This window comes from Vibrio stylophorae (assembly GCF_921293875.1).
GTDB classification, from domain to species: Bacteria; Pseudomonadota; Gammaproteobacteria; order Enterobacterales; family Vibrionaceae; genus Vibrio_A; species Vibrio_A stylophorae.
This window is the reverse complement of record NZ_CAKLDI010000001.1, coordinates 948,650-966,449: the sequence shown is the minus strand read 5'-3', so window position 1 is coordinate 966,449 and position 17,800 is coordinate 948,650. Positions and strand designations below refer to the sequence as shown.

Annotated in this window: 13 protein-coding genes and 1 riboswitch; of the genes, 9 read left to right on the top strand and 4 right to left on the bottom strand. The window is 48.0% G+C overall.

The annotated features are described in order from the left end of the window. Positions 1-46 precede the first annotated feature (46 nt). From L9P36_RS04440 to apbC, 3 genes are all read right to left on the bottom strand, one after another. Positions 47-2,155: an AsmA family protein gene (locus L9P36_RS04440; RefSeq protein ID WP_237465266.1), complete on the bottom strand. Its 2,109-nt coding sequence runs from the start codon at positions 2,153-2,155 to the stop codon at positions 47-49. 305 nt (positions 2,156-2,460) lie between these two features. Further along, positions 2,461-3,108, bottom strand: a complete 648-nt coding sequence (gene udk / locus L9P36_RS04435; RefSeq protein ID WP_237465264.1) for a uridine kinase — start codon at positions 3,106-3,108, stop codon at positions 2,461-2,463. Positions 3,109-3,486: 378 nt separating this feature from the next. Continuing rightward, the gene (gene apbC, locus L9P36_RS04430; RefSeq protein WP_237465262.1) at positions 3,487-4,581 is read right to left on the bottom strand and encodes an iron-sulfur cluster carrier protein ApbC; all 1,095 of its coding nucleotides are present in this window, start codon (positions 4,579-4,581) and stop codon (positions 3,487-3,489) included. A gap of 301 nt (positions 4,582-4,882) precedes the next feature. Between apbC and metG the strand changes: the two genes are divergently transcribed. Next, entirely contained in the window at positions 4,883-6,919 is a 2,037-nt protein-coding gene (gene metG / locus L9P36_RS04425; protein WP_237465260.1) for a methionine--tRNA ligase, read from the top strand. 106 nt (positions 6,920-7,025) lie between these two features. On the opposite strand, the gene torR is transcribed toward metG, so the two are convergent. Beyond that, positions 7,026-7,739, bottom strand: a complete 714-nt coding sequence (torR, locus tag L9P36_RS04420) for a two-component system response regulator TorR (protein ID WP_237465258.1) — start codon at positions 7,737-7,739, stop codon at positions 7,026-7,028. A gap of 163 nt (positions 7,740-7,902) precedes the next feature. Between torR and torC the strand changes: the two genes are divergently transcribed. From torC to L9P36_RS04380, 8 genes are all read left to right on the top strand, one after another. Further along, positions 7,903-9,069, top strand: coding sequence for a pentaheme c-type cytochrome TorC (torC, locus tag L9P36_RS04415; protein WP_237465256.1), 1,167 nt, complete (start codon positions 7,903-7,905; stop codon positions 9,067-9,069). A gap of 57 nt (positions 9,070-9,126) precedes the next feature. After that, on the top strand, positions 9,127-11,658 hold the full coding sequence (torA, locus tag L9P36_RS04410) for a trimethylamine-N-oxide reductase TorA (RefSeq protein ID WP_237465254.1): 2,532 nt from the start codon (positions 9,127-9,129) through the stop codon (positions 11,656-11,658). A gap of 73 nt (positions 11,659-11,731) precedes the next feature. Beyond that, entirely contained in the window at positions 11,732-12,379 is a 648-nt protein-coding gene (torD, locus tag L9P36_RS04405) for a molecular chaperone TorD (RefSeq protein WP_237465252.1), read from the top strand. 129 nt (positions 12,380-12,508) lie between these two features. Continuing rightward, positions 12,509-13,522 carry a substrate-binding domain-containing protein gene (locus L9P36_RS04400; protein ID WP_237465250.1) on the top strand — a complete coding sequence of 338 codons (1,014 nt, stop codon included), beginning with the start codon at positions 12,509-12,511 and terminating at the stop codon, positions 13,520-13,522. A gap of 173 nt (positions 13,523-13,695) precedes the next feature. Next, positions 13,696-13,778, top strand: a riboswitch (cyclic di-GMP riboswitch). A 77-nt stretch (positions 13,779-13,855) separates the two neighbouring features. Next, positions 13,856-14,449: a TfoX/Sxy family DNA transformation protein gene (locus tag L9P36_RS04395; RefSeq protein ID WP_237465248.1), complete on the top strand. Its 594-nt coding sequence runs from the start codon at positions 13,856-13,858 to the stop codon at positions 14,447-14,449. Between the two features lie 148 nt (positions 14,450-14,597). Continuing rightward, a complete protein-coding gene (locus L9P36_RS04390; RefSeq protein ID WP_237465246.1) occupies positions 14,598-14,978 on the top strand; it encodes a hypothetical protein in 381 nt (126 codons plus the stop codon). 103 nt (positions 14,979-15,081) lie between these two features. Next, the gene (locus tag L9P36_RS04385) at positions 15,082-15,648 is read left to right on the top strand and encodes a carboxymuconolactone decarboxylase family protein (protein ID WP_237465244.1); all 567 of its coding nucleotides are present in this window, start codon (positions 15,082-15,084) and stop codon (positions 15,646-15,648) included. Continuing rightward, positions 15,645-17,789 carry a dihydrolipoyl dehydrogenase family protein gene (locus tag L9P36_RS04380; RefSeq protein WP_237465242.1) on the top strand — a complete coding sequence of 715 codons (2,145 nt, stop codon included), beginning with the start codon at positions 15,645-15,647 and terminating at the stop codon, positions 17,787-17,789. The genes L9P36_RS04385 and L9P36_RS04380 overlap by 4 nt, the downstream gene beginning before the upstream one ends. The last annotated feature ends 11 nt before the right edge of the window (positions 17,790-17,800 follow it).

The window sequence follows — 17,800 nt, the reverse complement described above, 5'->3', positions numbered from 1 at the left end:
TTCAATAAAAAGAAAAAGCGCCAAATGGCGCTTTTCCCTGAGTGTATTATTTAAACAACTGATTAATCAGCTCTCTTGCAGCTTCTTGCTCTTCGGGTTTATCCCCTAGTTTTTTCTCAAGAAAACGATCAATCTCTTTTTGCCCTTCATCTTTTGCTTTGGCTTTGAGCAAGCTACCGTAATCTAGCTTGTAATCCACCTTGCTCCACGGCCCATAAAGATGAATTGGAATAGGCAACCCTTTGAGCTCTTTGAGCGAAGCACCGCCCTGCCCTTTTAAGCTGCCCACAATGGTTGCTGTAATATTCATATCCAAGGTTTGCTGATTAATCGGCGCTTTCCCTTGGCCTTGAATCCGTAGCAAAGGTGATTTCATATTCAAACTGTTCAGCGTAAGCACGGCTTGATTTAAGGAAAGCGAGGTGGTCAATTCACTAAAATCAGTTTTTTGCACCGTTGCAGCCGCTGCGACATTACCGCCGCTGTACTTTGCTTTCGCCTCACGAATCATTTGCGCAATGTTATACCCATGAACTGCGCCATCAAGCACAGCGCCATTTACCTGCGCTTTCGCATCATTGACGATACGATAGGGACTTAAACCTTGTCCGCTCACCTTAATCTGCAAATTGGCATTGCCCTCTAGCCAATCCATTTTCGCAAGCTGCTTAAGCATGGGTTGCGTTGCAATGTTCACCACTTTACCGCTCAGCTGGTAACTCGGTAGTTTTTGGCGGCTATCTAAGGTCGCGGTCATATCGATTTGACCATCAAACACTTGCGTAGCCAGCTGGCTGATTTTAAGTACGCCATTGTTTAATGTGGCTTTCGCTTTCACCTGTTTAAAATCAATGCCGTCAGCAATCAAATGACCGATATCTAAAGTCACATTGGCGTTCACCGATGAAAGCGCAGCAAGATTGGGCTCAGTTTTACTTAACGGTTTTTTGGTCGCTGGCTTGTCTGCCGATTGTGTTGACTCAGCAGGTGCAGCGGCTGTTTTCCCCTGCCCCATCAATTGGTCAAGATTGAGTGTCGGCAGCACCAGATTTGCAGTCACCATCGGCGTTTTATGTGCAAGATTCACAGCCACATTCGCTTGCCCTTGAATTTCATTGAGCATCAAGGACAGCGCCTTGGCTTGCACCGATTTCGGTGTGGCCACAATGGCCTGCTCGCTACTGAGCGCCAGTGTGGTTTTCTCAGCGCCTTGCAAACTTGCATCTAATTTAGGGGTTGCCAGGGTCACTTGTTGAAAATCTGGCGACACCTCAAGCTCAGTGGAAAAATCAAGGGTAAAGGCTTGCTGAGCCATTTGTCCCAAACCACTTAGCGTTACGGCATGCGCGCCAGAGAAATCAAAATCTGCGGCATTAAGCGTCAATTTATCCAGTTGGATATCACCACTTCGCCCTGTTAAAGAAAGCTCGATATCTTTCAATGCCAGTTTTGCCACATCTTTGGCCAATTTCAGCTGACTATTGAACCTTAAATTCAACTGCTGCTGCTCATTTTGAAATGCCAGCACAAGCTCTGCCTTACCCCAAGCATCAAAGGCCAATTGCTGCAGATGCAATAAAGTAACATTGAGTTGCTGTGTCGTGGATTTGCGATCATCTTTCACTGTGAGACTGGCGTTATCTAAGCGCAAGGACTCAAGGCTCACTTGCCAATTATTCTGCGCGCTTTGCGCCCCTTCAGAAGCGGATGATGCATCTTTTGAAGGCTCTGGCGGTGTCTCTTTTTTCGATTGCGTCAAACCATCAAGATTGCTGCGTCCATCGGCTAAGTATTCGATAAAAATTTTGCTGTTCTTCAGTGCCACCTGCTCAATCACCAAGGATTGGCTCAATAGCGGCATCACCGCGACATCGATATCCGCTTGGCCCATTTTGACCACGGTATCTTGACTAAAACCGGCATCAGCAGGTGTTTTCAATGCCGTTTCGCCCACAGTCAGACCAATGGAAGGCCACACCCGCCAAGCGATATCGCCTGGCATATCAAGGATCATGCCGGTATGCTGCGCAACTTGCTTTTCCAGCATCGGCTTAAATTGGTTGGGATTGATAAACATCACTAAACCAACCACGGCGACAATGGCTAGCAAGACTACGCCAACCACAGCAACCAATATATATTTCAACAGTTTCATGCGAGCTCCTTTAGGATCTGAATCGCGCTCAGGTCTAAGCATAAGCGCAATCCTCACTGACTGCGCAGTGCCAACCTAAATTGAAGTGTATGTGTCAGTTATATACTCGGACTGAGAACAAATGCCAGATTTTTCAGGCTTAAACATTGATTTTACAAGGCAGCTTTTATTCACATCGTATGATGGTGTGTAACAAACAATCCATATATTAGCCTTGAAAAAGATTGCAGGCATGGCATTCGCTGAGGCGATGACACAAAAAAGCCCTGCAATGCAGGGCTTTTTCCAATCAAACGGGTCATCAATTATTTGCGTTTAAGCAATTTACCGATATGTGCTTTTAGCACATCAATGGCAATACGGTTCTTACCACCGCGCGGTACAATGATATCCGCATATTGTTTAGATGGCTCAATGAACTGCATAAACATAGGACGTACGGTTTGCTGATATTGCACCAATACAGACTCCATGGTACGACCGCGTTCAGCCACATCACGCTCTAAACGACGTAGCAAACAAATATCCAATGGCGTGTCCATAAATACACTCGCGTGCATCAATTTGCGAAGACGTGGATCAGTCAGCAGCAAAATACCTTCCAAAATGATCACTTTTTTCGGCGTCATGGTAGTGGTTTCTTGCATGCGAGTATGCTCAGAGTAGCTGTACTGCGGCACTTCAACGGCTTGACCATCGATCAGCGCTTCAAGGTGCTGACACAACAAATCATGATCCAAGGCACTTGGATGGTCATAATTGGTTTTCACACGCTCTTCCATGGTCAAATGACCTTGGTCACGGTAGTAGCAATCTTCAGTGATCACCCCAATTTGTGCATCGCCTACTTTGGCACGGAGTTCTTCAAAAATGGTATTAGCAATCAAGCTTTTACCTGATGCAGATGCACCAGCAATACCGACGATTACACAAGCATGAGATTGATCAGACATACGTTTGATACCTAAATAAACGAGCGGGGAACAACAATATAAAGGATATAAAAGAACCGCGGCATGCGCGGTTCAAATTGGCGAAATTATAGGAATTGCTGCGCTGAGATACCAGCAAAAATGTGCGCTTAGCCGCATTTTTTCACCGCAATCGGTTGCATTGTGAGCTTTACAGCCAAGAAGGCAAAATCAGCAATGAAGCTATCAACAGCCAAGTGCTGCAAAGATGAGCGCCGCATATTACATGCCAGCGCCACCGCAAAAAACTGTCATCAAAAACAGTCACAAAAAGAAAAAGAGCGCTAACGCGCTCTTTTCAATCAAACCACTTGGGCTGGCGATTCACACCAACAAACCAAACGTTAACCACAGATCAAACTAAACCTTAGCCACAGATAAGGTGGCAGGAATCGCTTCACTTTGCCAATACAAGCGGCTTGCGACCTGCTCTGCCAATTCAATAAAGCGCTGGCTGTGTGGATCTTGTGGGTCACGCACCACAGTTGGCGTGCCTTTATCTAAGTCTTCACGAATGGTCATCGCCAGTGGCACCTGTGCCAATACTGATAACTGGTATTGCTTGGCGAGTTTTTCAGCGCCGCCTTCACCAAAAATCGCATCGTGATGACCGCATTCAGAGCAGATGTGATAACTCATATTTTCAATCACACCCAACACCGCGACATCGACTTTTTCAAACATCGCCACACCTTTAATAGCATCGGCTAAAGCGAGATCTTGCGGCGTGGTGACGACCACTGCACCATTAACCGGAAGCTGCTGTGCAAGGGTCAACTGAATATCACCTGTGCCCGGAGGTAGGTCCACCACCAAGTAATCCAAATCAGGCCAGAAGGTTTCACGCAAAATTTGTTGTAGCGCTTTGGCAGCCATTGGCCCACGCCAAACCGTGGCTTTTTCTGCATCCACCAAATAACCGATAGATTGCGTGGCCAAGCCATGCGCAGTAATCGGCTTCATTTGTTTGCCATTGACCGTCACTGGACGCTTATCCTGTGAACCCAGCATCAGTGGCACCGAAGGGCCATAGATATCGCCATCAAGCAAACCGACTTTCGCACCGAGATGCTGCAAGGCCAATGCAAGGTTGACCGACATGGTGGACTTACCCACCCCGCCTTTACCCGAACTGACGGCAATCAGGTTTTTCACGCCAGGCACGACAAGCTGATCATTGCCCGGTTTCAAGGCTTCCACATTGGTCATAACATCGACGCGGGTCTCTTCGCTGATCACGCCACACTGGCGCTGATCGGCAATCCACTGAGTCAAGGTCAATTCAATATCGCGACTGACGAAGGGCAAACGAATCTCAATATGCTGCTCTTCTTTGAGGGCGACCCAATTTGGCGTACTGGCCCACATGGTCGGCAACAGCGAATGCTCAAAGCCAATCAGCCAGTTTTGTACATCTTCTACATCGCGAAATTTTAAGGGAAATTGCCAGCTCATAATGCCTCCGTCGTTAAGCTCCCATCCTAACACCAATTTTCATTTGGGGTGAATCAACAAACATCGCCAAGTACACATTTTCGCCATCAGCTCAAATTCACGCGATGCACTTCACAGCAAATGGCAAGTAAAGATGCGCGATAGCGCAAAAGCAGCGAGACATTTCAAAGGCAAAGTATCTGTTTTTTCAATTCTTGAACAAAAACTAGTGGTGGAATTCAACGCCTCGCCCCTAGGCAGAAAGCAGGCTATCGGGTAATATCAGCGCTTTAGTTTTATCCCATCTACGAGCGAATAGATCATGGCAACCCCAAGAAAAATTCTGGTGACCTGTGCCCTACCTTACGCAAATGGTTCGATTCACCTCGGCCACATGCTTGAGCATATCCAAGCGGATATCTGGGTACGTTTTCAACGCCTTCAAGGCAATACTGTTCATTTTATCTGTGCGGATGATGCCCACGGCACACCAATCATGTTAAAGGCCCAGCAGATGGGAATGGCGCCTGAGCAGATGATTGCGGCGATGCAACAAGAACACCAAACTGATTTTGCGGGCTTTAACATCAGCTTTGATAACTATCACAGCACCCATAGTGATGAAAACCGCGAGCTTGCGAGCAACATCTACCTCAAACTAAAAGACAATGGCTTTATCACCTCGCGCACCATTTCTCAGCTGTTTGACCCTGAGAAAGAGATGTTCCTACCGGATCGCTTCGTTAAGGGCACCTGTCCTAAATGTAAAGCAGAAGACCAGTATGGCGACAACTGTGAAGTATGTAGCGCGACCTACAGCCCAACTGAACTGATCAATCCAAAATCAGCAGTTTCTGGTGCAACGCCTGTAATGAAAGATTCAGTGCACTTCTTCTTTGACCTGCCTCAGTTTGAAAGCATGCTCAAAGAGTGGACCAAATCTGGCTCGCTACAAAAAGAAACCGCAAACAAAATGCAAGAGTGGTTTGAGTCAGGTCTGCAGCAGTGGGATATCTCACGCGATGCGCCTTACTTTGGCTTTGAGATCCCAGGCGAGCCTGGCAAATACTTCTATGTATGGCTAGATGCACCAATTGGCTATATGGGCTCATTTAAAAATCTGTGCGACAAGCGTGGTGATTTGAACTTTGATGAGTACTGGCGCCAAGACAGCGATGCCGAGCTTTACCACTTTATTGGTAAAGACATCGTGTATTTCCACAGCCTATTTTGGCCTGCCATGCTTGATGGCGCAGGCTATCGCAAACCAGACAACGTCTTCGTACATGGTTATGTGACGGTGAATAATGCCAAGATGTCAAAATCTCGCGGCACCTTTATTCAAGCCAGCACCTACCTCAAGCACCTTGATCCTGAGTGTCTGCGCTACTACTACGCAGCTAAACTCAACAGCCGCATCGATGATATCGATTTGAACTTGGAAGACTTCGTTCAGCGCGTCAACGCCGATGTGGTAAACAAGGTGGTCAACCTTGCTTCTCGTAACGCAGGCTTTATCGCCAAACGCTTTGACGGCATGCTTTCTGCGACTTGTGATGATGCAGCGCTATACCAAAGCTTTATCGATGCCAAAGGCAGCATTGCTGAGCATTATGAAAATCGCGAATTTGGTCGCGCCATCCGTGAAATCATTGAGCTTGCGGATAAAGCCAACCAATATATCGACGAGAAAGCGCCTTGGGTTGTGGCAAAAGAAGAAGGCAAAGATGCCGAGCTTCAAGCCATCTGCAGCATGGGCATTAACCTATTCCGCGTATTGATGACCTACCTCAAGCCTGTGCTACCAATTTTGGCAGAGCGCACTGAGGCTTTCCTTAACGAAACCTTGACTTGGGATGGCATCGATCAACCATTGCTTGGCCATCAAATCAGCAAATTCAAGGCGCTGTTTAACCGCATTGATCCGGCGCATGTTGAAGCCATGGTAGAAAGCTCAAAAGAGCTTGCAGCGGCACAAGTCCAAGCGGCTGCACCGGCGCAAGAAACTGAACTGAGCAAAGAGCCAATCGCTGATGAGATTGAGTTCGATGACTTTGCCAAAGTCGATTTGCGCGTGGCAAAAATCATCAGCGCCGAAGCCGTGCCTGAAGCGAAGAAATTGCTGAAAATCATCGTCGATTTAGGCGGTGAAACCCGTCAGATCTTTGCTGGGATTAAATCAGCTTACGAGCCAGAAGATTTGATTGGCAAACACACTGTGATTGTTGCCAACCTCAAACCTCGTAAAATGCGCTTTGGTATGTCTGAAGGGATGATCCTAGCTGCTGGCCCTGGTGGTGAAGATCTATGGATTCTTGAGCCGCATGAAGGTGCACAAGCAGGCATGCGTATTATGTAATACGGCATCTTGCCATGAAATAAAAAAGCTCAGCATATGCTGAGCTTTTTTGATGGTTCAAGAACCAGTTAATGATTACTGGCAATGCATGTATCCGCGACAATGATCAGTCGCCAACAAATAAATACCCTTCCCCATGCACAGTGATAAATCGCTGTGGGTTCTTGGGATCTTTTTCGATTTTACGACGCAAACGGCGCACCAACACATCGATGGTGCGATCATTTGGCGCATCAACACGATGGCTGATCATATTGAGAATACGCTCACGGCTGAGGACACGATTCGCATGGGTCGCAAAAGCCACCAATAGCTCATATTCAGCCTTGGTGAGTTTGACCGGCTGATCTTTGTGCAACAAAGCACGACGGTCGATATCAAAGCGCCAATCACCAAAGCGGATCACGCTCTCATCATCAAGCTCTGCATAGACTTGCTCCTGCGCTCGGCGAGCAAGATCAATACGCCACAGTAGGTTTTTCACCCGCACCAATAGCTCACGCAATTCGAAAGGTTTGGTGACATAATCATCCGCCCCCATCTCTAAACCGACGATACGGTCAATACTATCTGTGCGCCCGGTCACAAGAATGATACCAATATCACTTTGGCTGCGCAGCGTACGCGTGAGCATCAATCCATCTTCACCCGGCAAGTTAATATCGAGCATGACCAAATCAATCCCCCCGGATTGAAGCAGATTTCGCATCTCATCGCCGTTTGAGGCGCTGCTGACGCGGTATCCTTCATGCTCAAAGTATCCCACCAGTTTGGCCCGTGTCACGGGCTCATCTTCGACAACTAAAATATGGTTCGCCATAGTTCGCTCTTATTATTGCTTTGCCCTCTATTTTATTCACATTTCGTTCATAACCACACCCCTTTTATTCATTTATTCCTGTAATGCTGTTTACAAACAAACTTTAAACTAGGTGTCATCAAAAATTCTCTCGCAATTTCCTTAACTTTTGAGAAATAACACCATGAAAAAACTTTGGCGAATTCTCCGCTCGCCGAGCAGCAAGTACTCTCTTTTGGCTTTGCTGCTTGCTGGTGCGGGTATCACGTTAGCTGGGGTCATCGCTTTGCACAAAGGCTTTGAATACACCTCGAGCATCGAATTTTGTACCTCTTGCCATACCATGCAGCAAAACTATGCAGAGTATAAAGAGAGTATTCACTTTAAGAACGCCTCTGGTGTCCGCGCGACCTGTGCTGACTGTCACCAAGCCAAAGACTTTCCACGTAAAGTCCTTCGTAAGCTAGAAGCATCGAAAGACCTTTACCACCACTTCGTGACCAAGAAAATCGATACGCCTGAGCAATTCGAAGAGCATCGATTAGAGATGGCACAAAAGGTTTGGGCGCGTATGTCTCGCCAAAAATCCACCACCTGTAAGAGCTGTCACTCTTACGAAGCGATGGATCACAGCAAACAATCTGCAAAAGCAGCCTTTGAAATGAACAAAGCAGCGGCAGCGGATATGAACTGTATCGAGTGTCACAAAGGGATCGCCCATGAACTGCCAAATATGGCAGGCGGCTTTAAGAAAGCATTCCAAGACCTTGAAACACAGTCAGCAAACGTGAGCCCTGATGCGAAGACACTGTTCTCCATCAGTGAGAAAGATCTCTACGCCACTGATGATGCAAGCAAAGAAGTTCAAGGTACGCTCCTTCCTGCATCGCAAGTGACTGTGCTTGAGCACAAAGGCGACATGATCAAAGTACAGATCGATGGCTGGCTAGAAAAACAAGGTAAAGGCCGTGTGATGACTGAATACATGGGTAAACGTGTATTCAAAGCAACCATCCGTGGCGAAGTGAAAGAGCACCAGCAGATTCTTGGCGAAGAAACTGATCCAACTACCCATATGGTTTGGCAGCACGTTCGTGTCACCGCTTGGATGAAGCAAGGCAACATGTTGACCAGCATCCAACCAGTATGGAACTACGCGGCAGATATGTATCGCTCTACCTGTAACGCCTGTCACGCAGCCCCAGATCCAGCGCACTTCACTGCGAACGGTTGGATCTCTGGCCTAAGTGCGATGAGTGCTTACTACCGTTTGGATAAAACAGAAGAGCGTACCCTGCTCAAATATCTACAAAACCACGGTAAAGACACTGGCGGCGCAGGCCACCACTAATTTTTCCTGATTCCGGGCGCCTTCGGGCGCCCTCATGACTATTAACAGAGTTGACCTATGGCGAAATCTCTATTTGATAAAACCATCTCGCGTCGTCGCTTTTTGCAGGGATCTGCAGCGACCGCTGCTGGCGCCTTTATCGGTGCAAGCCTTTTGGTACCAAAATCTGCCCACGCGGCAGAGAAAAGCCAACCAGCCTTCACTGGTGAAGTGCTTTCTGGCTCCCACTGGGGCGCATTTCGTGCACAAGTAAAAGATGGCGTTTGGGTAGATACCAAACCCTTTGAACACGATCCACGCCCAACCACCATGCTCGCGGGTGTCCGTGAAGTGGTTTACAACCCTGCGCGTGTGAAATACCCAATGGTACGCTTGGACTGGTTGAAGCATGGCTATAAGTCAGACACCAAACAACGTGGTGACAACCGCTTTGTTCGTGTGAGCTGGTCACAAGCCCTCGACTTCTTCTACTTCGAGCTTGAGCGTGTACAAAACACCTATGGCCCAAGTGCCCTATATGCAGGTCATTCAGGCTGGCAGTCTTGCGGTAAATTGCACTCTGCAGGCACCATGATGCGTCGTGGTATCAATCTGCACGGTACATCACTATCAAAAGCGGGTGACTACTCAACTGGTGCCGCGCAAGTGGTTCTGCCACACGTTGCGGGCGCCATGGAAGTGTATGAGCAACAAACCTCATGGCCTTTGGTGCTTGAGCACGCAAAAACCATCGTGATTTGGGGCTCAGATCCAGTGAAGAACCTACAAGTGGGCTGGTTGATGCCAGATCACAGCGTGTACGGTTACTACGCTGAGCTTGCTAAGAAAGTGGAAAGTGGCGAAATCAAAGTGATCCATGTGGATCCAGTTCGCAACGAAACACAAAAGATGATCGGTGGCGATCAGATTAAAGTGAACCCACAAACCGACGTGCCTTTGATGCTAGGTCTTGCTTATACCTTGTATCAAGAGAAGTTGTACGATGCTTCTTTCATCGCCAACTACACCACAGGCTTTGACCAGTTCTTGCCATACCTATTGGGTGAAACCGACGGCATTGCGAAAACCCCTGAGTGGGCTGCGAAAATCACTGGCGTTGATGCTGACACTATTCGTGCCATGGCACGTCAAATGGCGTCTGGCCGTACCCAAATTATCGGCGGCTGGTGTTTGCAACGTATGCAACACGGTGAGCAATATGCTTGGATGTTGGTTGTTGTGGCTGCAATGTTGGGTCAAATCGGTCTACCTGGCGGCGGTTTCGGTTTTGGTTGGCACTACAATGATGCGGGTACCATCACCTCAAACGGTCCTTTGATGTCAGGCTTTAGCGCGGCGACCTCAGTACCACCAATCCACAACGGCAGCTTCAATGGCTATGCCAGCTACATTCCTGTGGCACGTTTTGTGGACTGTATTGAAAACCCAGGCGAAACCATCGAGTGGAACGGTCACAAAATTAAATTCCCACTAATGAAAATGGCAATTTTCTGTGGTAACAACCCATTCCACCACCACCAAGATCGTAACCGTATGATCAAAGCGTGGCGCAAGCTGGAAACTGTGGTCAGTATTGATCACCAGTGGACTGCAACCTGCCGCTTTGCGGACATCGTATTGCCAGCCACCACCAGCTACGAGCGTGACGATATCGAACAGTTTGGTAACCACTCCAACAAAGGTATCGTGGCGATGCGTAAAGTGGTTGAGCCAATGTTTGAGTCAAAAGACGATTACGATATCTTTGCTGGCCTTTGTGGTCGATTCAAACGTGAACAAGACTTCACTGGCGGCAAAACCAAAATGGAATGGATTGAAGAGATCTATAACGGCGCACGTCTACAAGGCCGTGGTCTTGGCGTACGTATGCCAACCTTCAAGAAATTCTGGGAAGGCGAAGGCTATGTCAGCTTCCCTGAAGGCCAAGCTTGGGTCCGTCACGAATCATTCCGTAACGAACCAGACCTTGAGCCACTGGGTACCGCATCAGGTTTGATTGAAATCTACTGTAAAACCATTGCAGATATGCACTACGACGACTGTCAAGGCCACCCAATGTGGTTTGAGAAAGAAGAGCGTAGCCATGGTGGTCCAAAATCAAACCGCTATCCACTGCACTTGCAAAGCTGTCACCCGAACCAACGCTTGCACTCACAACTTTGCTCATCAACAAAGCACCGTGAAAGCTATGCCGTTGCTAACCGTGAACCTTTCTACATCAGCGTAGAAGATGCAAAAGCACGTGGTATCAAGTCTGGCGATATCGTTCGTGTATTCAACGACCGTGGCCAAGTATTGGCTGGTGCAGTAGTGACTGATGACTACAGCCAAGGCGTTTGTCGTATCCATGAGGGTGCATGGTATAACCCGCTACACGGCGGTAAACCAGGGACTCTTTGTGTGTATGGCGATCCAAACGTCTTGACCCTTGATATTGGTAGTTCAAAGCTTGCACAAGCAACCTCAGCCCACACCGCACTGGTAGAAGTTGAGAAATACAAAGGCAAAGCTTATGAATTGACTGGCTTTAGTGGCCCAATCTACGATGAAAGCGTAGATCCACTGTTCCCAGCAATGGAACTAAACTAATAGTCAAGCCGACACAATGGGCGCTCTTTGAGCGCCCATTTAACTCCACCCAAAGGTGGTAAAGAGCACATTGATGAGCACACTCGATCCCCATTCACAGCAGCGCGCAACCATCTATTGGTGGCTATCGACTCTTTTTGCGCTAGAGCTCGACGACGCAGCGCTTGAAAACTATCGCAGCGATGATTGTCGTCTCTTTTTACAATCACTGGGCGAGAACGAAGCGCTCCGTCCGGCCACAGAGCAGTTTTGGCAACAATTACAACGCCAGCTCAAACGCACCGATGGCCAACTCGAACTTGCTGCTGACTTTTGTACCCTATTTTTAACCAGCCCCAAAACGGGCGCCCTTCCCTATGCATCGGTTTATCTCTGTGATGATGGCCTGCTCAATGGCGCGCCTGCGGTCAAAATGCGCGAGCACTTTGACGCCTTGGAGATGACCCCACAAGCTGGTTTCAACGAGCCATGCGATCACCTTGCCCTGATCTTGGATCTCATGGGCAATCTTGCTGTACGCAGTGAACAAGATGATGACGCCGGCCGTGACGCTATTGTCCGTCAGCTTGAAATTAGCAATGAGCTGCTACGCACTTGGGTCGATACATTCGCCGAGCAATGTCAACGCTGGGATAATTTTGGATTTTATGGCGCAGCCAGCTATTTGCTCGCCACATTTATCGCCGAAGATAACAAGTACCTCACAAGCTTGTCGGCATGAAAACAGCGGAGCCGGTCTCACTTTCACGAATGCGCATAGCATACCGTTGCAAGTGTACTTAAGATCGGCTCTTTTGGTTTTCGATCAAAGGCGCATGGATTCATAGCGCCATCGATATAAGGTAACAATATGGCCACCATTAAAGATGTTGCAAAGATGGCAGGCGTGTCGACCACCACGGTCTCACATGTCATCAACAAAACACGTTTCGTTGCAGAAGCAACTACCGAAAAAGTGTGGGAGGCGATCAACACGCTCAACTACGCGCCAAGTGCGGTTGCTCGCAGTTTGAAATGTAATACCACACGCACCATAGGCATGTTGGTCACTCAATCCTATAACACTTTCTTTTCAGAAGTAGTTCACGGTGTTGAGCATTATTGTTACAAGCATGGTTACACTTTGGTGCTTTGTAACACCGAAGGCAGCATCAGCAAACAACGCGATTACCTACGTATGTTGGCTGAAAAACGTGTCGATGGCTTGATTGTGATGTGCTCCGATTTAAGCGATGAGCTTTGGCATACCCTAGATCGCATGGTTGAGCTCCCGATGGTGGTCATGGACTGGGGTCCAGAAACACCACATAGCGATAAAATCATCGATAATGTCGAGCAAGGTGCCTACCTTGCAGTGCGCCATTTGATTGAACAAGGTCACGAGAAAATTGGCTGCATTACGGGCCAAATGGACAAATTGACCTGTCGTGAACGTCTACGTGGCATGCAAAAAGCACTGACAGAAGCAGATTTACCCCTAGTTGATAAATGGGTGCTGGAGTCTGATTTTGAGTGCGCCAAGACAGTTGACGCAGTGCAACAGATCATCGACATGCCAGAAAGTGAGCGCCCAACAGCGTTATTTGCTTTTAACGATATTATGGCGCTTGCTGCCATGAGTCGCTTCCATCAGAATGGCATTCGAGTACCTGATGATATTTCTATCATTGGCTATGATAACATTGAATTGGCAGCATATTTCTCGCCGCCATTAACCACCATCCACCAGCCGAAGCGTCGTTTAGGCAAAACTGCCGTGGAATTGTTATTCAAGCGAATGAAAGATAAAGAGCACGAGATTCGAACTTTCGCAATGGCGCCTGAGTTGATTGAGCGCCAATCCGTAAAGGCGCTGAATAAGTAGCCAAAAATACGGTCATATAACGGGATAAAATTGCACATTTTTTATCCCGTTCTGAATCGTTATTTCCTTGATATAGATAGATTTAATCAAGTGAAATCGGCTTTCGGAACTAGGCTCACATTTTGACAGCCAATGGCTCGATGATTGGATAGACTCAGTTAAGCTTGCCGATTAGCACGAACTGGCAAACTGTTTGAAAGAACAGGACGCAAAACGACCGGCCTAAGGTTTTTACTATGGCAGCGGCGTTACCGAATGCTCAATACTGCGTGCCATCCCGTTGAACGTTGGCTTGTATCACGCAGTATTTGTTTTGATTCAGCGGAACGTGACATGGACAAACCCTTACTGAAAAATTCACTTCATCTCTTTGAGAAATTGGGCGCGATTAAGTGCCGCTCGATGTTTGGCGGCTTTGGCATTTTTTCCGGCGATGTGATGTTTGCCTTAGTGGTAAACGATAAACTCCATTTCCGTGCAGACTCCCTTTCTCAGCCTCGCTATGAACAACTAGGGATGACGCCTTATATTTACACCAAGCGAGGATTCCCCGTTATCACCAAATACTTCGCCATCGTTGATACTTGGTGGAATACACCCAATCAGATTTTTGTCGAAGGCGAGCAGGCCTATCTCACGGCGAAAAAAGATCAAGAAACAAAGCGAAACCAGCGCCCATCTCGTCTAAAAGATTTACCGAATCTCCGTTTAGGCACCGAACGCATGCTTAAAAAAGTGGGAATCGATAGCGTCGATAAACTCTACGAAATGGGCAGTATTGAAGCCTATAAGGCCATCGAGGCGCATCAAGACTCACCACTCAACATTGAGTTATTGTGGGCGCTTGAAGGGGCCATCTTAGGCAAACATTGGTCCGTTCTCTCTCTTGAGCACAGGCAAGCGTTGAAAGAAGCCGTCGAACCTTAATCCTCGGAACCCATCTCACAGGGATATGCTTTCAGTTTCATCCCGCTTCTCACTGAAGCGGGAGGCTGACTGAGAATTCACAAAAAAAGACACAAGCTCACTTGGCGCTGTCATTCAATTGCGCTACAAACGCGCCATGGATGATCCAGTGAACGAATGCATGCGCCGCGCCTCTCCCTTTCCCGATCAAAGTCACCGAGTGTTCGTCGACCATTTTGGTCGCTGGCCACGTTTGCTGATGCGCATGGTTCTATTGAGCTATTTCGCCCTTTGTTTGGTCTTTATACTGGAGTGGCTAAACCTGAGCGAGACCTTCAATCTCAACATCTTATGCCCCTTTCTCACCACCACAGTGTGTGCGCTACTCAATGCCTTGCTGCTGATTTGGGCCATCATCCTGCACCTGAAGGCGCGACAAATTTGGTATCGCAACTACCATACGGGTATCACCATCACCCTCGCACTTTTACCTATCCTACTTTTTTTGATTTTATTTATTCAGCAACCCGCGCAGTTTACGCTGGCGTAAAATCACAGCCTTGGTTAGGATACATTGAGTTAACAATTTTATTGCATCTCGCCAACCTTCATAGACTAGGCGAGCCTGCAAGATCTCAATGCAAGGAGGCGTGATGCGGCTCAAACCCGTCTCTCCCATCTCATGGTGGCTAAAACCCTTCGCTTGGTGGCAACGGCGCCGCTATGGCAGCGAATTGCAGCCCATGCGATTTTGGGGCTATCGACCCAAACTTTTCTTTTTAATCAGTGCCTTTTTCCAAACCCTGGATCGCAAAAAAAGCCCCATTGCAGCAGAGCTTCGCGCCTTGGTGTGCTTGCGTGTAGCGCAATTGCATCAGTGTCATTTTTGTATTGATCTCAACCAACTCAAATATGCCCAGCGCAGCACTCAGCTTGATAAAATCACCGCGCTGCATCAATGGCCGCAACACCCTGAATTTAATGAACAGGAGCGCGCCGTTCTTGCCTATTGTGAGACCGTCATTGATATCCACCGACAAGTCAGCGATGCGCAAATTGCCGAGCTACGCACTTGGTTTGATGATGCCGCGCTGATGGAACTCACTGCACTGATTAGCTTTCAAAGTCTCTCCGCCAGTTTTAATGCAGCACTCGACGTACCAGCGCAAGGTTTTTGCGCGATCGATGCTCCCAATAAGAGCCCAAGGAACACCCCATGAATCGCGCACGTATATTCACCGTCATCGCCTTAGCTGTTGTGATTAGCAGCTGGTTTATATTTGATTTGGGTGATTATTTCACCCTCGCCAATGCCAAAGCGCAGCAACAATCACTGATTGAACAAATTCAAAATGCGCCCATCTTAAGCTCGCTTGCGTATTTTGCGCTTTATGTATTGATCACGGCCCTATCACTACCGGGCGCCGCCATTGTCACCCTGCTTAGCGGTGCACTCTTTGGCTTTTGGTGGGCTTTAATTTTGGTCTCCTTTGCCAGCAGCATCGGCGCAACCTTAGCCTTTTTACTCAGCCGATTTTTACTGCGCGATTGGGTCAGCCAGCGCTTTGGCGAACGCTTTAAGGCAATTAATCAAGGCGTAGAAAAAGATGGGCCTTTTTATCTATTGACCCTGCGCTTGATTCCCATCTTCCCTTTCTTTTTAATTAATTTGGCGCTGGGTTTGACCCAGATGAAAACCCGTACCTTTTATTGGGTCAGCCAACTTGGGATGTTGCTGGGTACCGCCGTCTATATCAATGCCGGCACTCAGCTTGGACAAATCGAATCTTTGGGCGATATTGTCTCCGCCCCTATTTTAATCTCCTTTACGCTGCTTGGACTCTTTCCGCTTATGGCAAAAAAAATCATCAGCCTTGTGCAAAATCGTCGTATTTATCAAGCTTGGCAAGACCAAAAGCCCAAGCAATTTGACCGCAATCTCATCGTTATTGGCGCCGGTGCTGGCGGCTTAGTGAGTGCTTATATCGCCGCAACGGTAAAGGCCAAAGTGACCCTGATTGAAAAGGATAAGATGGGCGGTGATTGCCTAAATACAGGCTGCGTCCCCTCAAAAGCGCTTATTCGCGCTGCAGGCTGCGCCCATGAGATTGCCCAAAGCCAACGCTTTGGTCTCACCAGCGGCCCTGTGAGCGTCGATTTTGAGCAAGTGATGGCACATGTTCACCAAGCCATTACAGATATCGAACCCCATGACTCCATTGAGCGATATAGCCAATTGGGCGTGGAATGTATCACTGGCAATGCACAAATTTTGTCGCCTTGGCATGTGCGCGTAAACGATCAAACGCTGAGCTGCCAACATATGGTCATTGCCACGGGCGCATCACCTTGGGTTCCGGAGTTTGAAGGTGTTCAAGCCAGTGATTTTTATACCTCAGATACACTCTGGAAAATGACCACACAGCCGAAAAAACTACTGCTTCTAGGCGGTGGTCCCATTGGTTGCGAGCTAGCACAAAGCTTTTGCCGCCTAGGCAGTGACGTGCATCTGCTAGAACTTGCTGAGCAATTACTGATCCGTGAGGACTCAGATTGTAGTGATATGGTCGCGCAACAGCTCAACCATGATGGCGTTCATCTTCATTTAGGTAGCCAAGTTCAACGTATCGAAAAGACTGAGCAAGGCTATCGCGTACATATTCAGCAGGGCGAACAAACCAGTTCATTTGAGGTCGACTGTATGATCGCCGCCATTGGCCGTCGCGCACATACCCAAGGTTTTGGACTGGAAAATCTCGAACTTGATTACAACGCTAATGGCACCATCAAGGTGAATGACTACTTGCAAACTAAGTTTCCTAATATCTTTGCAGTGGGCGATGTTGCCGGTCCTTATCAGCTCACCCATGCAGCAAGCCACCAAGCTTGGCATGCTGCAGTCAATGCGCTATTTGGCATCGTGAAAAAATTTAAGGTGAGTTATCAAGCGCTGCCGGCGGTCACCTATACCGCACCAGAGCTGGCGCGCGTGGGTCTTAATGAAAAAGAAGCGCTTGCTCAAGGCATTGCCTTTGAAGTGACCCGCTTTGATATTGGCGATCTTGACCGCGCACTTGCTGACCGATACAAGCACGGTTTAATCAAGGTTCTTACCGTACAAGGTAAGGATAAAATCCTAGGCGCGACTATTGTTGGTCCTCACGCAGGTGAGTTATTGTGTGAATATACCTTAGCAATGCGCCATGGCCTTGGGCTCAATAAAATCCTTGCCACAGTGCACCCCTATCCAACCTTAAGTGAAGCCAATAAATACGTTGCTGGTGAGTGGAAACGCGCCCATGCGCCTGAGCGCCTCATGCCTTGGCTTGAGCGTTTTCATACTTGGCGACGAAAAAAATAAGCAGCCGAAAA

Bases quoted from the DNA above. Each gene is read 5' to 3' on its own strand.
- L9P36_RS04440 (WP_237465266.1), bottom strand. From the start codon at position 2,155: ATGAAACTGTTGAAATATATATTGGTTGCTGTGGTTGGCGTAGTCTTG.
- udk (WP_237465264.1), bottom strand. From the start codon at position 3,108: ATGTCTGATCAATCTCATGCTTGTGTAATCGTCGGTATTGCTGGTGCA.
- apbC (WP_237465262.1), bottom strand. From the start codon at position 4,581: ATGAGCTGGCAATTTCCCTTAAAATTTCGCGATGTAGAAGATGTACAA.
- metG (WP_237465260.1), top strand. From the start codon at position 4,883: ATGGCAACCCCAAGAAAAATTCTGGTGACCTGTGCCCTACCTTACGCA.
- torR (WP_237465258.1), bottom strand. From the start codon at position 7,739: ATGGCGAACCATATTTTAGTTGTCGAAGATGAGCCCGTGACACGGGCC.
- torC (WP_237465256.1), top strand. From the start codon at position 7,903: ATGAAAAAACTTTGGCGAATTCTCCGCTCGCCGAGCAGCAAGTACTCT.
- torA (WP_237465254.1), top strand. From the start codon at position 9,127: ATGGCGAAATCTCTATTTGATAAAACCATCTCGCGTCGTCGCTTTTTG.
- torD (WP_237465252.1), top strand. From the start codon at position 11,732: ATGAGCACACTCGATCCCCATTCACAGCAGCGCGCAACCATCTATTGG.
- L9P36_RS04400 (WP_237465250.1), top strand. From the start codon at position 12,509: ATGGCCACCATTAAAGATGTTGCAAAGATGGCAGGCGTGTCGACCACC.
- L9P36_RS04395 (WP_237465248.1), top strand. From the start codon at position 13,856: ATGGACAAACCCTTACTGAAAAATTCACTTCATCTCTTTGAGAAATTG.
- L9P36_RS04385 (WP_237465244.1), top strand. From the start codon at position 15,082: ATGCGGCTCAAACCCGTCTCTCCCATCTCATGGTGGCTAAAACCCTTC.
- L9P36_RS04380 (WP_237465242.1), top strand. From the start codon at position 15,645: ATGAATCGCGCACGTATATTCACCGTCATCGCCTTAGCTGTTGTGATT.